This is a genomic window from Acinetobacter sp. BY419 (assembly GCF_019038395.1).
Taxonomy (GTDB): Bacteria; Pseudomonadota; Gammaproteobacteria; order Pseudomonadales; family Moraxellaceae; genus Acinetobacter.
Genome location: NZ_JAGFXZ010000002.1, coordinates 85,951 through 102,397 on the forward strand (window position 1 = coordinate 85,951; position 16,447 = coordinate 102,397).

The 16,447-nt window shown below is 44.3% G+C and carries 20 protein-coding genes and 4 tRNA genes; 6 read left to right on the forward strand and 18 right to left on the reverse strand.

Annotated features, from left to right (window positions below; genetic code table 11):
* From KUG37_RS01235 to rpoD, 5 genes are all read right to left on the reverse strand, one after another.
* Window positions 1–1,185 (reverse strand): iron-containing alcohol dehydrogenase, encoded by a 1,185-nt coding sequence (locus KUG37_RS01235; RefSeq protein WP_216933823.1) that lies wholly within the window; start codon window positions 1,183–1,185, stop codon window positions 1–3.
* Between the two features lies 1 nt (window position 1,186).
* On the reverse strand, window positions 1,187–1,720 hold the full coding sequence (locus KUG37_RS01240) for a hypothetical protein (RefSeq protein ID WP_216933825.1): 534 nt from the start codon (window positions 1,718–1,720) through the stop codon (window positions 1,187–1,189).
* 74 nt (window positions 1,721–1,794) lie between these two features.
* Complete coding sequence (lipB, locus tag KUG37_RS01245; RefSeq protein WP_216933827.1) at window positions 1,795–2,454, reverse strand: lipoyl(octanoyl) transferase LipB; 660 nt, start codon at window positions 2,452–2,454, stop codon at window positions 1,795–1,797.
* Between the two features lie 172 nt (window positions 2,455–2,626).
* The gene (locus KUG37_RS01250) at window positions 2,627–2,914 is read right to left on the reverse strand and encodes a YbeD family protein (protein WP_216933829.1); all 288 of its coding nucleotides are present in this window, start codon (window positions 2,912–2,914) and stop codon (window positions 2,627–2,629) included.
* A 114-nt stretch (window positions 2,915–3,028) separates the two neighbouring features.
* Window positions 3,029–5,092: an RNA polymerase sigma factor RpoD gene (rpoD, locus tag KUG37_RS01255; RefSeq protein ID WP_367947469.1), complete on the reverse strand. Its 2,064-nt coding sequence runs from the start codon at window positions 5,090–5,092 to the stop codon at window positions 3,029–3,031.
* Window positions 5,093–5,318: 226 nt separating this feature from the next.
* On the opposite strand from rpoD, the gene KUG37_RS01260 reads away from it, so the two are divergent.
* Together KUG37_RS01260 and KUG37_RS01265 are read left to right on the forward strand one after the other, a co-directional pair.
* On the forward strand, window positions 5,319–5,525 hold the full coding sequence (locus tag KUG37_RS01260; protein WP_216933833.1) for a PA3496 family putative envelope integrity protein: 207 nt from the start codon (window positions 5,319–5,321) through the stop codon (window positions 5,523–5,525).
* Between the two features lie 71 nt (window positions 5,526–5,596).
* Entirely contained in the window at window positions 5,597–6,121 is a 525-nt protein-coding gene (locus KUG37_RS01265; RefSeq protein ID WP_004280621.1) for a YecA family protein, read from the forward strand.
* A gap of 64 nt (window positions 6,122–6,185) precedes the next feature.
* Here the strand turns inward: KUG37_RS01265 and KUG37_RS01270 are convergent, their stop codons facing one another.
* The 4 genes from KUG37_RS01270 to KUG37_RS01285 all read right to left on the reverse strand — a co-directional run bounded on the left by KUG37_RS01270 (window position 6,186) and on the right by KUG37_RS01285 (window position 8,770).
* Window positions 6,186–6,617 carry an ABZJ_00895 family protein gene (locus KUG37_RS01270; RefSeq protein WP_216933834.1) on the reverse strand — a complete coding sequence of 144 codons (432 nt, stop codon included), beginning with the start codon at window positions 6,615–6,617 and terminating at the stop codon, window positions 6,186–6,188.
* A 29-nt stretch (window positions 6,618–6,646) separates the two neighbouring features.
* On the reverse strand, window positions 6,647–7,264 hold the full coding sequence (locus KUG37_RS01275; RefSeq protein ID WP_216933835.1) for a DedA family protein: 618 nt from the start codon (window positions 7,262–7,264) through the stop codon (window positions 6,647–6,649).
* Between the two features lie 87 nt (window positions 7,265–7,351).
* On the reverse strand, window positions 7,352–7,630 hold the full coding sequence (locus KUG37_RS01280) for an FUSC family protein (protein WP_216933836.1): 279 nt from the start codon (window positions 7,628–7,630) through the stop codon (window positions 7,352–7,354).
* Between the two features lie 207 nt (window positions 7,631–7,837).
* On the reverse strand, window positions 7,838–8,770 hold the full coding sequence (locus tag KUG37_RS01285; protein ID WP_216933837.1) for a rhodanese-related sulfurtransferase: 933 nt from the start codon (window positions 8,768–8,770) through the stop codon (window positions 7,838–7,840).
* Between the two features lie 188 nt (window positions 8,771–8,958).
* Between KUG37_RS01285 and KUG37_RS01290 the strand changes: the two genes are divergently transcribed.
* The 4 genes from KUG37_RS01290 (at window position 8,959) to KUG37_RS01305 (ending at window position 12,571) form a co-directional block, all read left to right on the forward strand.
* Window positions 8,959–9,444, forward strand: coding sequence for a DUF1289 domain-containing protein (locus KUG37_RS01290; protein WP_216933838.1), 486 nt, complete (start codon window positions 8,959–8,961; stop codon window positions 9,442–9,444).
* A 44-nt stretch (window positions 9,445–9,488) separates the two neighbouring features.
* Window positions 9,489–10,100, forward strand: a complete 612-nt coding sequence (locus KUG37_RS01295; RefSeq protein WP_216933840.1) for a LysE family translocator — start codon at window positions 9,489–9,491, stop codon at window positions 10,098–10,100.
* Window positions 10,101–10,196: 96 nt separating this feature from the next.
* The gene (locus KUG37_RS01300) at window positions 10,197–12,002 is read left to right on the forward strand and encodes a DUF2157 domain-containing protein (RefSeq protein WP_216940100.1); all 1,806 of its coding nucleotides are present in this window, start codon (window positions 10,197–10,199) and stop codon (window positions 12,000–12,002) included.
* The gene (locus KUG37_RS01305; protein ID WP_216933843.1) at window positions 11,999–12,571 is read left to right on the forward strand and encodes a GDYXXLXY domain-containing protein; all 573 of its coding nucleotides are present in this window, start codon (window positions 11,999–12,001) and stop codon (window positions 12,569–12,571) included. Before KUG37_RS01300 ends, KUG37_RS01305 begins: the two co-directional genes overlap by 4 nt.
* An 83-nt stretch (window positions 12,572–12,654) precedes the next feature.
* On the opposite strand, the gene panD is transcribed toward KUG37_RS01305, so the two are convergent.
* The 9 genes from panD to ispE all read right to left on the reverse strand — a co-directional run bounded on the left by panD (window position 12,655) and on the right by ispE (window position 16,432).
* The gene (gene panD / locus KUG37_RS01310; RefSeq protein ID WP_004280606.1) at window positions 12,655–13,035 is read right to left on the reverse strand and encodes an aspartate 1-decarboxylase; all 381 of its coding nucleotides are present in this window, start codon (window positions 13,033–13,035) and stop codon (window positions 12,655–12,657) included.
* Window positions 13,036–13,179: 144 nt separating this feature from the next.
* Window positions 13,180–13,761 carry an aminoacyl-tRNA hydrolase gene (pth, locus tag KUG37_RS01315; protein ID WP_216933844.1) on the reverse strand — a complete coding sequence of 194 codons (582 nt, stop codon included), beginning with the start codon at window positions 13,759–13,761 and terminating at the stop codon, window positions 13,180–13,182.
* An 18-nt stretch (window positions 13,762–13,779) separates the two neighbouring features.
* Entirely contained in the window at window positions 13,780–14,076 is a 297-nt protein-coding gene (rplY, locus tag KUG37_RS01320) for a 50S ribosomal protein L25 (protein ID WP_004645781.1), read from the reverse strand.
* A gap of 98 nt (window positions 14,077–14,174) precedes the next feature.
* A complete protein-coding gene (locus tag KUG37_RS01325; RefSeq protein ID WP_216933845.1) occupies window positions 14,175–15,128 on the reverse strand; it encodes a ribose-phosphate pyrophosphokinase in 954 nt (317 codons plus the stop codon).
* Between the two features lie 36 nt (window positions 15,129–15,164).
* A tRNA-Gln gene (locus tag KUG37_RS01330) sits at window positions 15,165–15,239 on the reverse strand.
* A 92-nt stretch (window positions 15,240–15,331) separates the two neighbouring features.
* Window positions 15,332–15,406 (reverse strand) — tRNA-Gln (locus KUG37_RS01335).
* Between the two features lie 20 nt (window positions 15,407–15,426).
* Window positions 15,427–15,501: transfer RNA gene (locus KUG37_RS01340), tRNA-Gln, on the reverse strand.
* A gap of 26 nt (window positions 15,502–15,527) precedes the next feature.
* Window positions 15,528–15,602 (reverse strand) — tRNA-Gln (locus KUG37_RS01345).
* Between the two features lie 2 nt (window positions 15,603–15,604).
* On the reverse strand, window positions 15,605–16,432 hold the full coding sequence (ispE, locus tag KUG37_RS01350) for a 4-(cytidine 5'-diphospho)-2-C-methyl-D-erythritol kinase (protein ID WP_216933986.1): 828 nt from the start codon (window positions 16,430–16,432) through the stop codon (window positions 15,605–15,607).
* Window positions 16,433–16,447: the final 15 nt, after the last annotated feature.

Here is a 16,447-nt window from a genome sequence, read left to right on the forward strand (position 1 = left end):
TTACCAAGCCTTTTTTAAGATAGATTTTAAATCTTCCAGAGTGGCTTCTTTCGGGTTATAAATGATGGAACCATCATTTAAGGCTTTCTCCGCCACTTCATCCAGTTGTGCTTCAGAAATCTTAGCAGTTTCACGTAATGTGCGTGGCAATTTGGTCAGACTGTAAATACGGTCACGCATGGTGAGAATGGTCGCAATGGTTTTGTCTGCGCGCAAATGCGCTGGCGTTTGCGCATAAATATCCGGGCCGGCCAAAGGGAGTAAGAGGTCAGCAATCTTATCGCCATTGACCTCTTTGTTGTATTCCAGCACATAAGGCAGGAACAAGTTCATGCACAGGCCATGTGGCAGGTGGGCCACAGCACCGAGCGAGTGTCCAAGTGAATGCACTATGCCAACCATCGAGTTGGAAAATGCAATTCCTGCCATGGTCGAAGCCTGAGCCAGTTCCAGACGGCCTTGTGCATCGGAAGGATTATCCAGCACATTAAATAGATGGGTACTGATCTTCTTGACGGCGGCAGTCGCATAAGCATCCGAAATCGGATTGGCTGCCATGCAAGTATAAGCTTCGACCGCATGGGTCATGGCATCCATTGCTGTCATGGCGGTTAAATGTGGCGGCAAAGTCTGGGTCATGCGCGGATCTAAAATCGCAGCGTGCGGCATCAGATAATAAGATGCAAACGGCATTTTAACGTTCTTCTCAGTATCAGATACGACAGCGACCATAGTCACTTCTGAACCTGTACCCGAGGTGGTTGGAATCACAAAAAATGGCTTCAGTGGTTTAGGCAGGTTATGTGCACCAGAATATTTCAATAGGTCATCACCGCCTTCCGACACCAGAATATTGGTGGCTTTGGAAGTGTCAATGACTGAACCACCGCCTACGGCAATAATCGCATCACAGTGATTTTCACGATACAGCTTTGCCGCCCTGCGTACGGTACCCAAACTAGAGTCGGGTGGGACGTCATCAAAAATTGCTACAATCGCGGCATCCGCCATTTCAAATGCAGCTTCAATCGGTGCCAGCAGATTGTTGGCGCGTACACCTTTGTCAGTAATGATGAGTGGACGTTTTGCGCCCAGAGTCGCAAGTTCAAACGGAATATGTTCTAACGCGGCATGACCGGCAATCACCTTGACCGGACAGAAAAATTCATAATAAGGTTTAGCCATGTTATACACTCCGTTTTAAATAAGATTGAGCGATTTTTAGATAAATGCTGCTCGCTTCGCTTAGTTTTTCTTTTAGGCTGAGATTGCTTGGATATTCTTTGACAGCCAGTTGCGCCACCAGTTTGGGTAAAATCAGTGCTTCCATTTTATTCAGGCAGCGTACCAGACGAATGGCATTAGAAATATCGCCATCGGCAATCATGCGGTCATTGGCAAAAGCTTGAGAGGTACTTTCCTGAAAAGAAAATACCAAAAAGGCATGGTGCAGGTGCTTAAAGGTAATGGTTAAATCAGGCGCTTTTTCCAGATTTTTGACCAGTTCCAACTGTTTGTTTTCGGTGACCCGCGCCACAAAGGCCGGGCCATGCGGAAAGACTTTCATGGAAAGACTGAAATTAACGGGAAAATGAGCCACTTCCTGTTTGATTTCTTCATCCACCTGACTTGCCATGACCAGACCGCGGCCAATCACATCCATCATGAGTTTGACATAGGCAAGCTGCAAAGCGGGTTTTACGGATTTAGTTGCAATCACGTGATGATCCCTATCTCGATATTATTAGTTTAGAGTAAATACTCTAATTTATTTGGGGGTGAAATGCAAAGGCTTTATCTTTGCTCGACAGTTACCTGATTAAAGTAACCGCTGTGGCGCAAAGTTTCAATAATTTCACGACATAACTGGTTGAATTGTGGTGGTTGTGCTAGCAGGTCACTCATGCGAACCATTTCCAGTCCCGCATAACCACAAGGGTTAATGGTATTAAATCCGCTCAGGTCACAATCCAGATTCAGGGAAAGACCATGATAGCTACGGCCTTTACGAATTTTAAAACCCAATGAACCAATCTTACGCTCAGCCACATATACACCCGGTGCATCTGGTTTGGCATAAGCATCGATGCCGTATTTTTTCAGTAGATCAATCATCAGGTTTTCAGTATAAGATACCAGTGTGCGCACATTCCAGCCCAGTCGATTCAGGTCAAACATGAAATATGCCACCAATTGACCTGGACCATGCCAAGTAACCTGACCGCCCCGATCGGTCTGAATCACCGGGATATTGCTCGGTATCAGAATATGTTCTGGCTTGCCGGCCTGACCTTGAGTCAATACGTCCTGATGTTGCAGAATCCACAATTGATCCGGGCTATGTTCATCACGGTTTTCCGTAAATGTTTTCATTTCCAGAAAACGATCTTCATAAGGCGTAAGATCGTGATATTGACGAATGATCAGCTCGGGCTTTTGCAGCACATCAGTCACAGGGAGTGTCCTTGGTAATTATAAAAAACTGGTCATAATTATAATGATTTCGGCATGAAATGGGGGTAAGGATCGGCAATATTTCACCACTAGCTTAGCTTGGTACAGGCAGAAAAAAACACGCCCTGAAGCGTGTCTCTTTATATTTATCAAGCCTGAAGCAAAATAAGGCTTAAAGCGCAGTTTTGATCAGCGGACAAGCTGCCAGGTCAGCATATACTGCATGAACCTGTTCCAGTTCCAGAAAACGCAGTTGGGCAGTGATCGAATGATATTTGCCAGTACGCGAAGGCGTTACTGTCATTTGGCTGCCATCAAAGTCAGGAAAATGCTTTACAAAGATATCATTCACGGCCTGATGCAGTTCAGAACCAGCAAAGCCAATCAGTTTAATTGGATAGTCCATCGGGAACACCCAGAGATGTTCCTGTAATTCGCGAGAAGGTGTGCGGTCTAACATGGTAGTCCCCCCTAATTTGAAACGCCTGCAATCATGCAGGCGTTTGGGTCTGTCTTGGTACTTAAAATGGAGACTGATAATCAAATTTCAAGTCTCCATAACAAGCATCAAATCTTAATCATTCTCAAGGAATGAACGTAAGTGTTCTGAACGCGATGGATGGCGAAGTTTACGCAGTGCTTTCGCTTCAATCTGACGAATACGTTCACGTGTTACATCAAACTGTTTACCCACTTCTTCCAAGGTATGGTCAGTCGGCATGTCGATACCAAAACGCATTTTCAGGACTTTGGCTTCACGTTCGGTCAGGTTTTCCAGAACTTCGCGTGTTGCTTCCTTTAGGCCTTCAGACGTGGCAGCATCAATTGGTGAAGTGATATTGCTGTCTTCAATGAAGTCACCCAGATGCGAATCTTCATCATCACCGATCGGTGTTTCCATTGAAATCGGTTCTTTCGCAATTTTCAGCACCTTACGTACTTTTACTTCGTCCATATCCAGACGTTCGCCCAGTTCTTCAGGTGTCGGTTCACGGCCCATTTCCTGTAGAAGCTGACGAGATACACGGTTGATCTTGTTGATCGTTTCGATCATGTGTACTGGAATACGAATGGTACGCGCCTGATCCGCAATCGAACGGGTGATTGCCTGACGAATCCACCAAGTCGCATAAGTCGAGAATTTATAACCACGACGGTATTCAAACTTGTCTACGGCTTTCATCAGACCGATGTTACCTTCCTGAATCAGATCCAGGAACTGCAAGCCACGGTTGGTGTATTTTTTCGCAATCGAAATCACCAGACGCAAGTTGGCTTCGACCATTTCTTTCTTGGCACGACGTGCTTTAGCTTCACCGACTGCCATACGTTTGGCAATGTCTTTAATGCCTTTAACATCAAGACCTAGTTCTTTTTCGATATCAGCAATTTTTTGCTGGAAGGCTAATACATCTGGACGTACTTTTTCCAGATAAGCTTTCTGGTCAGCAGGGGTTTTCGCAATCTGCTCGTCTAACCAGGCTGGATTCGACTCCTGGCCTGGGAAGCTGGTACGGAATTGAGTACGATCCATACGGCCACGACGCACTGCATAACGCATTACTTCACGTTCTGCACCACGAATCTGGTCATGCGTGCCACGAATCATTTCAGAAATGATATCGAACAGGCGCGGGGTGAATTTGAACATCATGAATACAGTTGCAAGTGCCTGCAAAGCTTCTTCAGCCTGTTTGCTGTCACGACCATATTTTTCAAGCATCGCTTTGGTATGCAGCCATGCATTTTCCAGTTCAGTGAAACGCGCTTTGGCAATTTCAGGATCTGGGCCAGAGTCAGCTTCTGAATCATCTTCAGTTTCAGTTTCAGCTTCTTCCTCTTCATCATCGTCCAGTTTTACGTCTTTGGTCGATTTTTTCGAGTCAGTCTCATCTACAACAGCAAGTACGGCTTCTTCTTCTAGAACTTCAGGAATTTCTTCATCTGATTCAGGGTCTAAGTAACCTGATAAAAGGTCAGAAAGACGGCGTTCGCCCGCTTCATAATCTTTGTATTCTTGGAGTACAACTTCTACCGCATTCGGCCAGTAAGCAATCGAGTGCAAAACATCACGAATACCTTCCTCGATGCGTTTTGCAATGCTAATTTCGCCTTCACGTGTTAAAAGCTCAACGGTACCCATTTCACGCATATACATACGGACTGGGTCAGTGGTACGACCTGGCTCATTTTCTACAGATGCAAGTACTGCTGCAGCTTCTTCTTCTGCAACTTCATCGGCAGCTTCTGCAGTATCCTCGAACATCGTATCATCAGATTCAGGCGCACGATCATGTACAGGAATACCAACGTCATTCAGCATCTGAATGATATCTTCAATCTGCTCGCTTTCGGTGATGGAGTCCGGCAGATGATCGTTAACCTCAGCGAAGGTTAAATAACCTTGTTCTTTGCCTCGGCTAATCAGAGCCGCTACTTGAGAAGTAGGGGAAGTTATATCGCTCATCTTTTGCTTACTCTTCGTTGAATCTGTGACAGTAAAAAATCGTACAGCTTTGCACGACTTAAGCTCATTAAATTTAGTGAATAGCCTACATATTTCATCAGGATATTCAGCGTTAAGGCTGTCTGATAAAATATTTAAAATGAAATTCAGTAATTTAAGATGGGGGTGAATTTGTTATTTTCAAGTCCAACCCCTGCGTATCTGTATTTGACCAAAAAATATGTAGTCAAAAAACATAAGGACGCAGGGTGGATTATATCATGCCACACAATAAACTTAGAAAAAAGCCCTATTTACAAATTTAAAATACGAAAATTTAAATAAAACTTGACTTGTGATTTTAGGCAAGATAAATAGCGCTAAAACCATTTACATTTTTCACTATGAGGAAGTTTTAGTGTCTTCTACAGATTTTGAACTAGATGATAACTTCGGTGAGGATGATGTTAATTTCGATGAGGCTTCCAGCAAGCTGAGTGCCAAAGAGTCGTTGGAAAAACGTCGTCTGATTGATGATTTACTTTTACAACGTCGCTTGGAGCGCGAACTCAAAGATTTTGACTATGACTTCGACGATGACGACGATTTTGAGGACGAAGATTAACGAATTCGGATTTAGCATCGCCTGAATAAATGCTATGCTAAACCTTTCGGTTTTCTAAGTTTGGATGTTAGATGAGTGCTTTAGATTTAGACCTGTTGAGTGAATATCTAGATGGTGACCAAAATGAACATGGTCTAGATTTCGCTGCAACCCATGGTTTCTTATGTGCTATTGCAGTAGGCCCAAAATTCGACAAATGGTTAGACGAACTTTTTGATAGTAATCAAAAGAAAGTGCCTGCAGAAATCATTACTCAGGTGCAAGCATGGTTAGAGTCTATTCGTCAAAGCTTAGCCAATGAAGAAGGGATTACATTCCCGTTTGAAATTGAAGAAGCTGATACTGAATCAAGTTTGGGTGACTGGAGTGTGGGCTTTGTAGATGCCATGTTCCTGAACGAAGACGCTTGGTTTACTGAAGAATTTGAAGAGCAGTTGGTAGATTTAACCTTGCCAATCATGGTCTTCAGTGGCATCGACGATGAAGATCCACAAATGGAAACTTTCCGTCGTAATGGCCAGTTAATGGACGAACTTGCAGAAGAAATTCCAGAAAACTTAAATGAATTGTATCTGATGTATCACACGCCAGAATAATTCATAAAAAAAGCACCGTACGGTGCTTTTTTTAGCTTTGGACTTTTACAGCAGCAAGACTTATTCAATCCTGCTCTCTCTCTAGGCCTGTGCGCTTAGCCAGACTGTAGCGTGCATAGCCATTGTAGGCGATATGGAACAGCAAGGCATGCAAGGCAATGGCGGCAGCCACCAGAAATGAATTTGGTCCTCTTCCTGCATAGCTTATGGCCCTATAAATTTCATCTGCCTGAGGGTGGAGCCAGATGACAATAAACAACAAGACAAACTCGAATGTCATGGCAATGATAGTGGAGCCCCATACCAGTTTGCTTTTCTCTTCCTGAGTTGGCAGGCGCAGTTCTTTCTTAACAAAATATCGGGCACTGAAAAAGGCAGAAAAAATCAGGGCGGGAATCAGAAGAATGACACCCAGATTGAATACATAGATGAGTATGCCTACCAATAGAACCAAGGTCAGATAAACGGTGGCGAAATACTTAAGATAATGTGACATCGTTTTAACCTCCTTATGCTGAGGTCTATTCAGGATGGACGATTTTTGCGCTGCTGTCTACGGTAGAAAGCCCAGACAATAATTGCGAGAACAATCGCAATAATCACATAACTGACTTTACTGAAAATCTGATGCATCAACTGCTGGTTTTCGCCAAAATAAAACCCAACACAGGCCAGAAACGTGGTCCAGATGATGGTTCCGAGTGCGCTATAGAACATGAACTTCCAAAAGGGCATGTGACTCATGCCGGCAGGAATACTGATCAGCGAACGGACGGCAGGAATCATGCGGCCAAAGAACACGATCCGGTGGCCATAATGCTCAAACCAGTTCAGTGATTTTCTTACATCCTCTGATTTAATAAATAAATATTTGCCATAACGATCGACAAATTTAAAAATAGAGTCATGGTTGAATTTATAGCCAATCCAGTACAGCAAGGCGGCTGCGAGCAACGAGCCGATGCAACCGGCCATGATCACCCCGATTAGTATTAAGTCACCCTGAGAAGCTGAATAGCCGGCAGAAGGCATAATGATTTCGGAAGGGATAGGGGGGAAGACATTGTCCAGGAACATGAGCAGGGCAATGCCCCAGTAGCCCAGTTGCTCCATGATGGAAATAATCCATTCGGTCAGATTCATATAATTGGCAAAATAAAAAATACTGCCTGTATCCTAAGCAGTATTTTTGGTGCGGTAAAGTCTTGGAATATAAATGCTCAGACAGAATCAGCTATGCGTCAGCGTATAAATATAAACTTTACGTAAGAAATAGGCCAAGCACACCGGCAAAATACTCAGCAGGATGAAATGTATGATACCGGTATTGATATGGTAACCAATGAACAGCGCCAAAATCGCGCCAATAACAGTTCCCAGAATGACGACAAATAAATGTGACTGATGTTCAAGCTCCTCAGTAATTTGATGAAGTCGTTGTAGCTTTATATTTTCTTGAGGTTGGAAATGAACCAGATTGTCTGAATCTTGAGCAAGTGAGCCTGACATTTTATATTCCTTTTCATTTAAAAATTTCAGTTAATAATGAAAGACTTAGCATGTAAATCACCGTATCATTAGACTAACAATCTTGTTTGAAAAAAAATGAGGTTCTTGGTAAAGGATTGGTAAGAGTTTTATTGCAGTTGTAATTTTTATGTAAACAAAAAACCCTCCGAAGAGGGTTTTTATATTATTTCATTACAAAATATGGAGTTAGAGGCGTTTACGTTTTGCTGCTAAAATTTGTGACTGACGCATACGGAAACCGTCTTTTTGTTTCTCCGTGGTCTTGTCAATACAGTACACGCAAGAGACACCATGTTCATAACTTGGCAGCGCAACTTCCTCTGGAAGCAAAGGCCAGCCGCAGGCATGACACTTGGTGTTTTGACCTTCTTCGACACCATGCGTCACCGCAGTACGGCCATCGAATACGAAGCATTCGCCTTCCCACATGCTTTCTTCGGCCGGAGTCTCTTCCAGGTATTTTAGAATTCCGCCTTTTAGATGATAGACTTCTGTAAAGCCTTCTTGTAGAAGAAGTGAAGTGGATTTTTCACAGCGAATGCCCCCGGTACAGAACATCGCAATTTTCTTGTCTCTGTGCTGTTCCAGATTATTTTTCACGTATTCAGGGAATTCGCGGAAGCTTTCAGTTTTCGGGTCAATCGCGCCTTTGAAAGTACCTGCTTTGTATTCGTAATCGTTACGGGTATCGACTAGAATCACATCATCACGCGCAATCAGTTCATTCCATTCTTTGGGATCAAGATAGTGACCAACTAAATCACGCGGTTTTACTTCCACACCTAAAGTCACGATTTCTTTTTTTAATTTAATTTTCATTTTACGGAAGGGCTTTTCAGAACTGTCAGATTCTTTGTATTCCATTTCGTTAAAACCTTCATTTAGAAGGAACTGGTGAATTTGATCAATCGAAGCACGGTCGCCTGCAACCGTACCGTTAATGCCTTCACCTGCCACAATCAGAGTACCGCAAAGGTTGATGGATTTTACCAGGTCCAAAAGACGTTGCTGAAGATCGGCAGGATCTTGAACTTCTTTGAATTGATAAAGTGCGGCAACAACCCAACCAGTCGTCGCTTGCTGTTCTACAGGTGCAAGCTGTTCTACAGTAGCGTTCATGGAATACTCCAACGTAGCATGATATTTGAAAGGCGCACATTTTAGCTTGATTCGAGTGAATAAGCGAGTAAAACACGAGTCTTTTGACAGGCTTCAATTCATGGGGGAGAGCGTGTATAGTCATGCCCGGCCCAGAATTTTGTGCAGAGATGCAGATACTGAAAGTGGCAGTATCTTTGGAGTGTGTTTTGAGTTCAGATCGTCGTATTGCGTCTTTAACCCCATGTGCAGGACGTTGCTCGACCGTATTTGGTGATGCGGTATGTCGTGGTTGCCGCCGTTTTAATCATGAAGTGATTCACTGGAATACTTATAGTGCCGAGCAGCATCGTGCCGTATGGCAGCGTCTGGATGCACAGCTGGATCAGATTCTGGTACCACTGTTGCCGCATGCCGACATTGTCAAGGTGCAAAGCTTTGTGCTTTCAAAACGAGTGCGCTTGCGTGATGATGCTTCCCAGGGGCGCAAGCTGTATCATGCTTTAAAGCTGTGTGAAAAAAATCGTCATTTTACAGACGATAGTGGCTTGGGTATTCATTATAAGCAGGTACGTCCGCTCTGGGATGAGTTCGAACGCCGTATTCTGGCCTTGGCCACCGCAAGTTATGATCTGGCTTTTCTGCGGGCGGATGGCATCAGTCAGCATCTGATTCATATGCAAGAAGAGGACTAAGTCCTCTTTTTTATGCCGCAAAATAATAACAGCTAAGGAAAGGCATGAATATCAGTGAATATATCTTGTATTGTCTGGCTGTTGTAGTGATGATCGCTACGCCTGGTCCAGTGATGCTGTTGGTAGCCAGTGCCGGTCTAAAAGGCGGTTATGCTGCGGCTTTAAGAACCATCTTTGGTACCAATTTCGCTTCATTGATCCTCATTGCTTTATCCGTATTAAGCCTAAAAGGTTTGTTGGTCATCAATGATCACTGGCTGGATGCAATCAAGCTACTGGGCTGTCTCTATATCGGCTATCTGGGGCTGCAAATATTCCGGGAGGTTTTCTTTGAGCAAGCAGAGGCAGCTCAAGAAAAGTCATCTCTAGTATGTGGCGGCTTTCAGCAAGGTTTTCTGGTCGGTATTTCCAATCCTAAAGATATTATTTTCTTTGCTGCTTTCTTTCCGCAGTTTGTTGAGATTACGCTTGATCTTGATCTGAGTTTAATGATTTTAACCCTGAGCTGGATCATACTGGATTTTCTGACCCTGTCTGTGGTGTATTTGGGTTTTAACCGTTTATCCCGTTCTCGGCTTTACCCACATTTGCTGGCCTTGTGCGGCATGATTCTGCTGATCATTGCCCTTTACGGAATTTATCAAATCCTGATCTAAACAAAGGAAAGGGCAGCACAGCTGGAATGTGCCTGCCTGGCATATTCGGTAAAAATCATGCTAAGGTAAAATCAAATAAAAATTGAACAGATCAGTATGTCTAGAACAGTACTCAAGTCCGATCATCCATTCTCGCCACTGTTATTTATTCAACCTGCTGTTATTCAAATTCTTCAAATTATCGGAATTGCGCTGATCGCTGTCAGTATCGTATATCTGCTGGCAGCAAACTGGTGGATGCTGCCGAAATTTGTCCAGCTGTTTATTCCTCAAATTTTATTGCTGGGTTCGGCATTGCTGAGTGTGCGTTTCGCTGCGTGGGAAAAGTTGCGACAAAGTCTGGATACGGTAGCAGGTTTGATGCTGGGCTTAAGTCTGGCTGTGATCGGACAGGTATATCAGACTGGCGCGGACAGTTACCAGTTATTCCTGCTTTGGGCAATATTGCTCTTGCCCTGGCTCTATCGTCCTAATATTGGTGTGTTTGCTTTATTTTGTCTGGTCAGTCAGTTGGCGCTGTATCTTTATTTTAAACAAAGCTTTTCGCTGTTACGTGCTGAAACTGCTTATCTGCTCAGTCTTAACCTGTTGACTGGGCTGAGTTTGATCTATGCATTACGTCATTATCCGCTTTTGCGCTATCTGTTTATTGCCGTGGTGGTGCTCATTTCGGTATTCAGTATGGTTCGATTTATCGACTCGAATTCGATCTGGTATTTGGGTTCGGTGCTGATCCTGCCGATTTTATTCAGTGCTTATTTCTATACTCGGCAGCAACAGCTTGAAACCAGTTTGCTGGTTGCAGGGCTGGCACTGAGTTTTAGTATTCTGATTTTTGATCTCACAGACCAATATTTGCAAAATTCAGCTGCAGGCTTATTGGTGCTGGCCTTACTCATATTTGGCTGGTTCGCGGCGATTAGCGCTCTGCTGATCAAGCTGTTGCCCAAGAGCCGGTTCTCGGTCATTCCACTGGCTCTGGGCGCGTGGATTGCTGGTGTGATACTGGCCATACTGTTGCTGACCTATTGGGAAAGTTTTTCGATTCTAATGGGGATAATCTTTGTCGGATTTGCCTGGTGGCTGATTCATGGCAAACCTTCCGTTTTTCTGCGGCAATTGGCTTATTGCTTGTGGGTTTGTGGTCAGGCTGCCGTCCTGATTCATACCGAATTACTGACAGATAGTCTATTACTGATCTGGCTGATACAGGTCGGTATTACGCTGCTGAGTATCATGAGTCGCATGCATTGGCTGGTGGTGCTCTTACAGTTGTTACTTGCCCATGGGCTGGGGATCGCAGTGCTGGTCGAGCAGCATGCATTTTTTAAGGATCCGCACTTAATGACATGGATCACGCTGCTGAATTACAGCATTTTGACTGGAGCTTTGCTTACTGCGAGACGCTGGCTCGCTTCGCCTTATGCCAAAACTATGAATCTATGGGTGATCAGTATTTTGGCGGTAACGGCCATTTTTCAATGCCTGCTGCAATTTGGCGTGACTCAGCAATTGCAGCCACAGGGGATGGATGAAGCAATTATTTTCTTTATTTTGCCCGCGATCTGGCTGCTGAGTTTTATCGGAATTCATTTGAAGCAATTTTCGATGAGACAACTCTGGCTGATTCCCACTGCGGGAATTCTACTGATTGCATTGGGTTATTTTGAGATTTTTATCATTCTGGTGTTTATGGCCTGGGCAAGGGTCAATCAACAGCGACTCATACAAGCCTTATTCATTTTGTTACTGATCTTCTGGTTATGGCTGCTGTATTACAATCTCGGGCTGAGCTTTTTATTTAAAAGTGTCAGTATTTTTGCCTCGGGTGTGCTGGTATTTCTTCTGGCTCATGTGCTGAGTTCACCGAAATGTCAGGTCAAAACAGGGGTGGCCTCATGAAAAAATTTCTGGCGCTGCACCTGAGTATTTTTAGTATTGCCTTATTTATGGGATTAATCCTCCAGCATGAATGGTATCTGGCAAAAAGCAAAAGTATCTTTGTCGAGTTGGCACCAGTCGATCCGCGTTCTATCCTGCAAGGGGATTATATGGTACTGAATTATCAGTTGCATTTTGCTGGGGTGGATGCTGCTGAAAGTACAGTGAATCCGGCAAGTTCCAACATCAGTATTCAGGATTTTAAAGATCAGTCCGAGATCATGAGCTATGTACGCTTAGATGTACAACGACGGGTGATACGAACCAGTTTCGATCCACGCTTATTGCAGGTTTATCCTGCATCGTCATCTAAACTGCTCTTAAAGAATCCGCGTAATACTTTTGAGGCCTTATATCCTGCGGCCAACAGCTTTATGTTCGCTGAAGGCCTGGAGCCCTGTTACCGTAATGCCAAATTTGCCGAACTTAAGGTTAAGGACAATGGAAAGGCTTTATTGGTTGATCTGGCCGACTCGCAGTTGAAACCCCTAAATTGTGAGCGCCGTAAAAGCTGGCGGCAGGGCAGCTAAGGACAATCATATCTAATTGTTCTGGCTATAAAAAAAGCCCGCGATTTGCGGGCTTTTGAGTATTTGGTTTGATCGACTTATGCTTATGCCACTTGTACCGGAATACAGTTTGCAGTATGGCTCACTGTATTATTCGGGTTGGCATATACCAGGCGGGGCTGATGTGCATTCGCTTCAGCCTCAGTGAAATCGCCAAAAGTTGCAATAATCACGATATCGCCCACATCGGCCTGATGTGCAGCGCCACCATTAACTGAAATGATGCCTGAATTGTCTTCGCCACGAATTGCATAAGTTGCAAAACGTTTACCATTGGTCACGTTCCACACATGAATTTCTTCGTATTCACGAATGCCAGCCAAATCCATCAAAACGCCATCAATTGCACATGAACCTTCATAGTGTAGTTCTGCATGTGTAACGTGAGCGCGGTGAATTTTGCATTTTAATAAACGAGATAGCATGGCTAGCGTCCCCTGAGTTGACCTAAGATTTTGATCATATGGTTAAATCAATCTTGCTTGCTGTATGGTGAACAATCGAGCAGACGCATTTTGCGCTTAAATCAACTTTCTGGCAAGCGGAATTGTCCAGCAATTTTTGAATGCTTAGTTCGGCTTATATGCGTTAATTTGATTCATGGCTTGCTGTATTTCTCCATTCACCAGCATTTTTGTGCGGGCGAGGGCATGGGAAATTGCGTCATCCATTAACGTCTGTTCGCTGCTTGGCGCTTTACTGAGCACATGACCGGAAACACGGTCTTTGGCACCAGGATGGCCGATTCCAATACGCAGGCGATGGAAATTTGAACCAATATGCGGCACGATATCGCGTAGACCATTATGACCACCATGACCACCGCCAGTTTTCAGGCGAATGATACCAGGATTCATGTCCAGTTCATCATGGGCAATCAGGATCGATTCAGGTGCGATATTGTAGAACTTGGCGAAAGGCACAACACTTTTACCGGAAAGGTTCATAAAGGTTGTAGGAAGAAGAAGACGAACGTCTTGACCTTCGATATTGCCACGACCACTAAATCCGTTGAATTTCGGGTCTTTTTTGAGGGTAATGCCATATTGCTCTGCGAGGCGTTCTACGAACCAGAAGCCTGCATTATGGCGGGTTTGGGCATACTCAGAACCTGGGTTACCCAAACCAACAATCAGTGAAATATTTGACACTAATTACACCATTAACACTTATGCGCGTTTGAAGTCAGCGTGCATAGGTGTGTTTTTAGCTGGGTGACGTTGTAACGCTTGGATTTTCACGCTTTCAACTTTACCGTCTACATCAATTTCAATCACTTCTTCAAAGAATGAATTGTTTTCTAAGAATTTAACAAGCTGACGAAGTTCAACAGTAATTGCTACAGGAGCAGCTTCACCACCGTAGATGATAGCAGGAACTTTAGCTTGAAGACGAAGGCGGCGGCTCGCACCTTTCCCTTGAACGGCTTCTTCACGTGCTGCTGCGTTTAATACGAAGTTTGCCATGATAGACATCCTATTTAAGTTAAATGAACCAGACTTGCGACCAGTCTGGTGAGTAAAAGCCCTACCAAATGGCAGGGCTTTGAAAATTCAGCGCTCTATTATAGATAAGAATCGAACATTGCGCTAATAGATTCTTCGTTGTTAATACGACGAATCGTTTCGGCAACCATGCTGGCTACTGAAACCTGGCGAATCTTGCCCAGTGCTAAAGCTTCATCAGAAAGTGGAATGGTGTCAGTAACAACCAGTTCATCAATCACAGAGTTCTTTAAGTTTTCAATCGCTTTACCAGAAAGTACTGGATGCGTTGCGTATGCAATAACCTTGCGAGCACCGAAAGTTTTCAATGCATCAGCTGCTTTGCATAAAGTACCGGCTGTATCTACCATGTCATCGACGATGACACAATCACGATCTTTTACATCGCCAATCAAATGCATCACTTGTGATTCATTCGCTTTTTGACGACGCTTATCGATGATTGCAAGATCGATATCACCCATTTGTTTCGCAACAGCACGTGCACGAACAACACCACCCACGTCAGGTGAAACCACCATCAGGTTGTGATGCGACTGTTGACGCAAGTCAGCAAGTAGCGCTGGTGTACCGTAGATGTTATCTACAGGGATATCGAAGAAGCCTTGGATCTGGTCAGCGTGCAAGTCAATCATCACAACGCGGTCAATACCCACAGTAGTCAGCATGTCTGCAACGACTTTAGCGGTAATTGGCACACGGCTTGAACGTGGACGACGGTCTTGACGAGCATAACCAAAATAAGGAATCACGGCAGTAATACGACCTGCACTTGCACGACGCAAAGCATCAGCCATCACTAAGATTTCCATCAGGTTATCGTTAGTTGGGGCACAAGTAGGTTGTACGATAAATACGTCTTTACCACGAACATTTTCAGTAATCTCGACAGCAATTTCACCGTCAGAGAACTGACCTACAGAGGCAGCGCCTAGAGGAATATGTAAGTGACTTACGACTTTTTGAGCGAATTGTGGATGCGCAGATCCACTAAAAACGACAAGATTGGGCATGAAGCACCCTTGGCGGTTGGGATATATGGGAATAGATGGCAGGGGTAGCTGGATTCGAACCAACGGATGCCGAGATCAAAACCCGGTGCCTTACCACTTGGCGATACCCCTAATGCGGCAGAACTTTAATATTTTTGCGGTAAAGTGTCAAGGTAAATTAACAGTCTTACAGCAAATGAGTGTTCTGTCTTTTTTCGAGAAAATGGCAGGGGTAGCTGGATTCGAACCAACGGATGCCGAGATCAAAACCCGGTGCCTTACCACTTGGCGATACCCCTAAATTTGATGGACTGTAAGATGGCAGGGGTAGCTGGATTCGAACCAACGGATGCCGAGATCAAAACCCGGTGCCTTACCACTTGGCGATACCCCTAATACAGTACATCTACAGGTGAAAAATGGCAGGGGTAGCTGGATTCGAACCAACGGATGCCGAGATCAAAACCCGGTGCCTTACCACTTGGCGATACCCCTATCTACACTTTAAACTGAACTAAAGGTGATTCTTGTAAACTATTGACCAGGTAAGCTTTACATGGTGCATTTGCAAGAATATCTTCGATATTCAGATTGTCAGTGACTTCAATAAACACACAAGCACCTGTACCTGTAAGTTTTGCAATACCGAACTGGTCGAGATACTGCATTGCTTCATCTACCTCAGGATATAAGCTTCTTGCCAGTGGCGCAAAGTTATTTCCAAAATCAGATGGCGTTTGCTGATAGGCGCAAAATTTAGTGCTCTTCGTGTCTCTTGTCAATGCTTTTTGTGAAAAAAGCAGTTGAGTGCTGATAAAACAGTCAGGTTTTAACACAATGAATTTTTTTTGATCTAAGTCTATGAATGTTAAGTGTTCGCCAATACCTTCGGCCCAGGCATTTTTACCATGGACAAATATCGGTACATCCGCACCCAGCTTGACTCCAAGCTCTGCCAGTTGCTCAACATTTAAACCACATTGCCAGAGCTGATTCAGCACAATCAGGGTGGTCGCTGCATTAGAAGAGCCCCCACCGAGACCTGCGCCCATCGGAATGTTTTTTTCCAGACGGATTTTTAACCCTGATGGTGTTTTGGCATGGGGCTTTAATAGCTGTATCGCACGATAGATCAAATTCTGTTCCAGATCGACGGAGGCCAGCCCTTCAATCTGAATGGCATCATCGGTGCTTTGTTCAAGCTCCAGCCAGTCATACAGGTCGATCAGCTGAAAAATACTTTGCAGCTCGTGATAGCCATTCGGACGGCGACCGGTGATATGTAAAAACAAATTCAGTTTAGCAGGCGAGGGAACACGAATCATCATGGGCTTGAATCA

Excerpts from the sequence above, each read along its gene's own strand:
- KUG37_RS01235 (WP_216933823.1), bottom strand. The coding sequence starts at position 1,185 with ATGGCTAAACCTTATTATGAATTTTTCTGTCCGGTCAAGGTGATTGCC.
- KUG37_RS01250 (WP_216933829.1), bottom strand. The coding sequence starts at position 2,914 with ATGTTAGACCGCACACCTTCTCGCGAATTACAGGAACATCTCTGGGTG.
- KUG37_RS01265 (WP_004280621.1), top strand. The coding sequence starts at position 5,597 with ATGAGTGCTTTAGATTTAGACCTGTTGAGTGAATATCTAGATGGTGAC.
- KUG37_RS01270 (WP_216933834.1), bottom strand. The coding sequence starts at position 6,617 with ATGTCACATTATCTTAAGTATTTCGCCACCGTTTATCTGACCTTGGTT.
- KUG37_RS01275 (WP_216933835.1), bottom strand. The coding sequence starts at position 7,264 with ATGAATCTGACCGAATGGATTATTTCCATCATGGAGCAACTGGGCTAC.
- KUG37_RS01280 (WP_216933836.1), bottom strand. The coding sequence starts at position 7,630 with ATGTCAGGCTCACTTGCTCAAGATTCAGACAATCTGGTTCATTTCCAA.
- KUG37_RS01285 (WP_216933837.1), bottom strand. The coding sequence starts at position 8,770 with ATGAACGCTACTGTAGAACAGCTTGCACCTGTAGAACAGCAAGCGACG.
- KUG37_RS01295 (WP_216933840.1), top strand. The coding sequence starts at position 9,489 with ATGAATATCAGTGAATATATCTTGTATTGTCTGGCTGTTGTAGTGATG.
- KUG37_RS01300 (WP_216940100.1), top strand. The coding sequence starts at position 10,197 with ATGTCTAGAACAGTACTCAAGTCCGATCATCCATTCTCGCCACTGTTA.
- KUG37_RS01305 (WP_216933843.1), top strand. The coding sequence starts at position 11,999 with ATGAAAAAATTTCTGGCGCTGCACCTGAGTATTTTTAGTATTGCCTTA.
- panD (WP_004280606.1), bottom strand. The coding sequence starts at position 13,035 with ATGCTATCTCGTTTATTAAAATGCAAAATTCACCGCGCTCACGTTACA.
- rplY (WP_004645781.1), bottom strand. The coding sequence starts at position 14,076 with ATGGCAAACTTCGTATTAAACGCAGCAGCACGTGAAGAAGCCGTTCAA.
- KUG37_RS01325 (WP_216933845.1), bottom strand. The coding sequence starts at position 15,128 with ATGCCCAATCTTGTCGTTTTTAGTGGATCTGCGCATCCACAATTCGCT.
- ispE (WP_216933986.1), bottom strand. The coding sequence starts at position 16,432 with ATGATTCGTGTTCCCTCGCCTGCTAAACTGAATTTGTTTTTACATATC.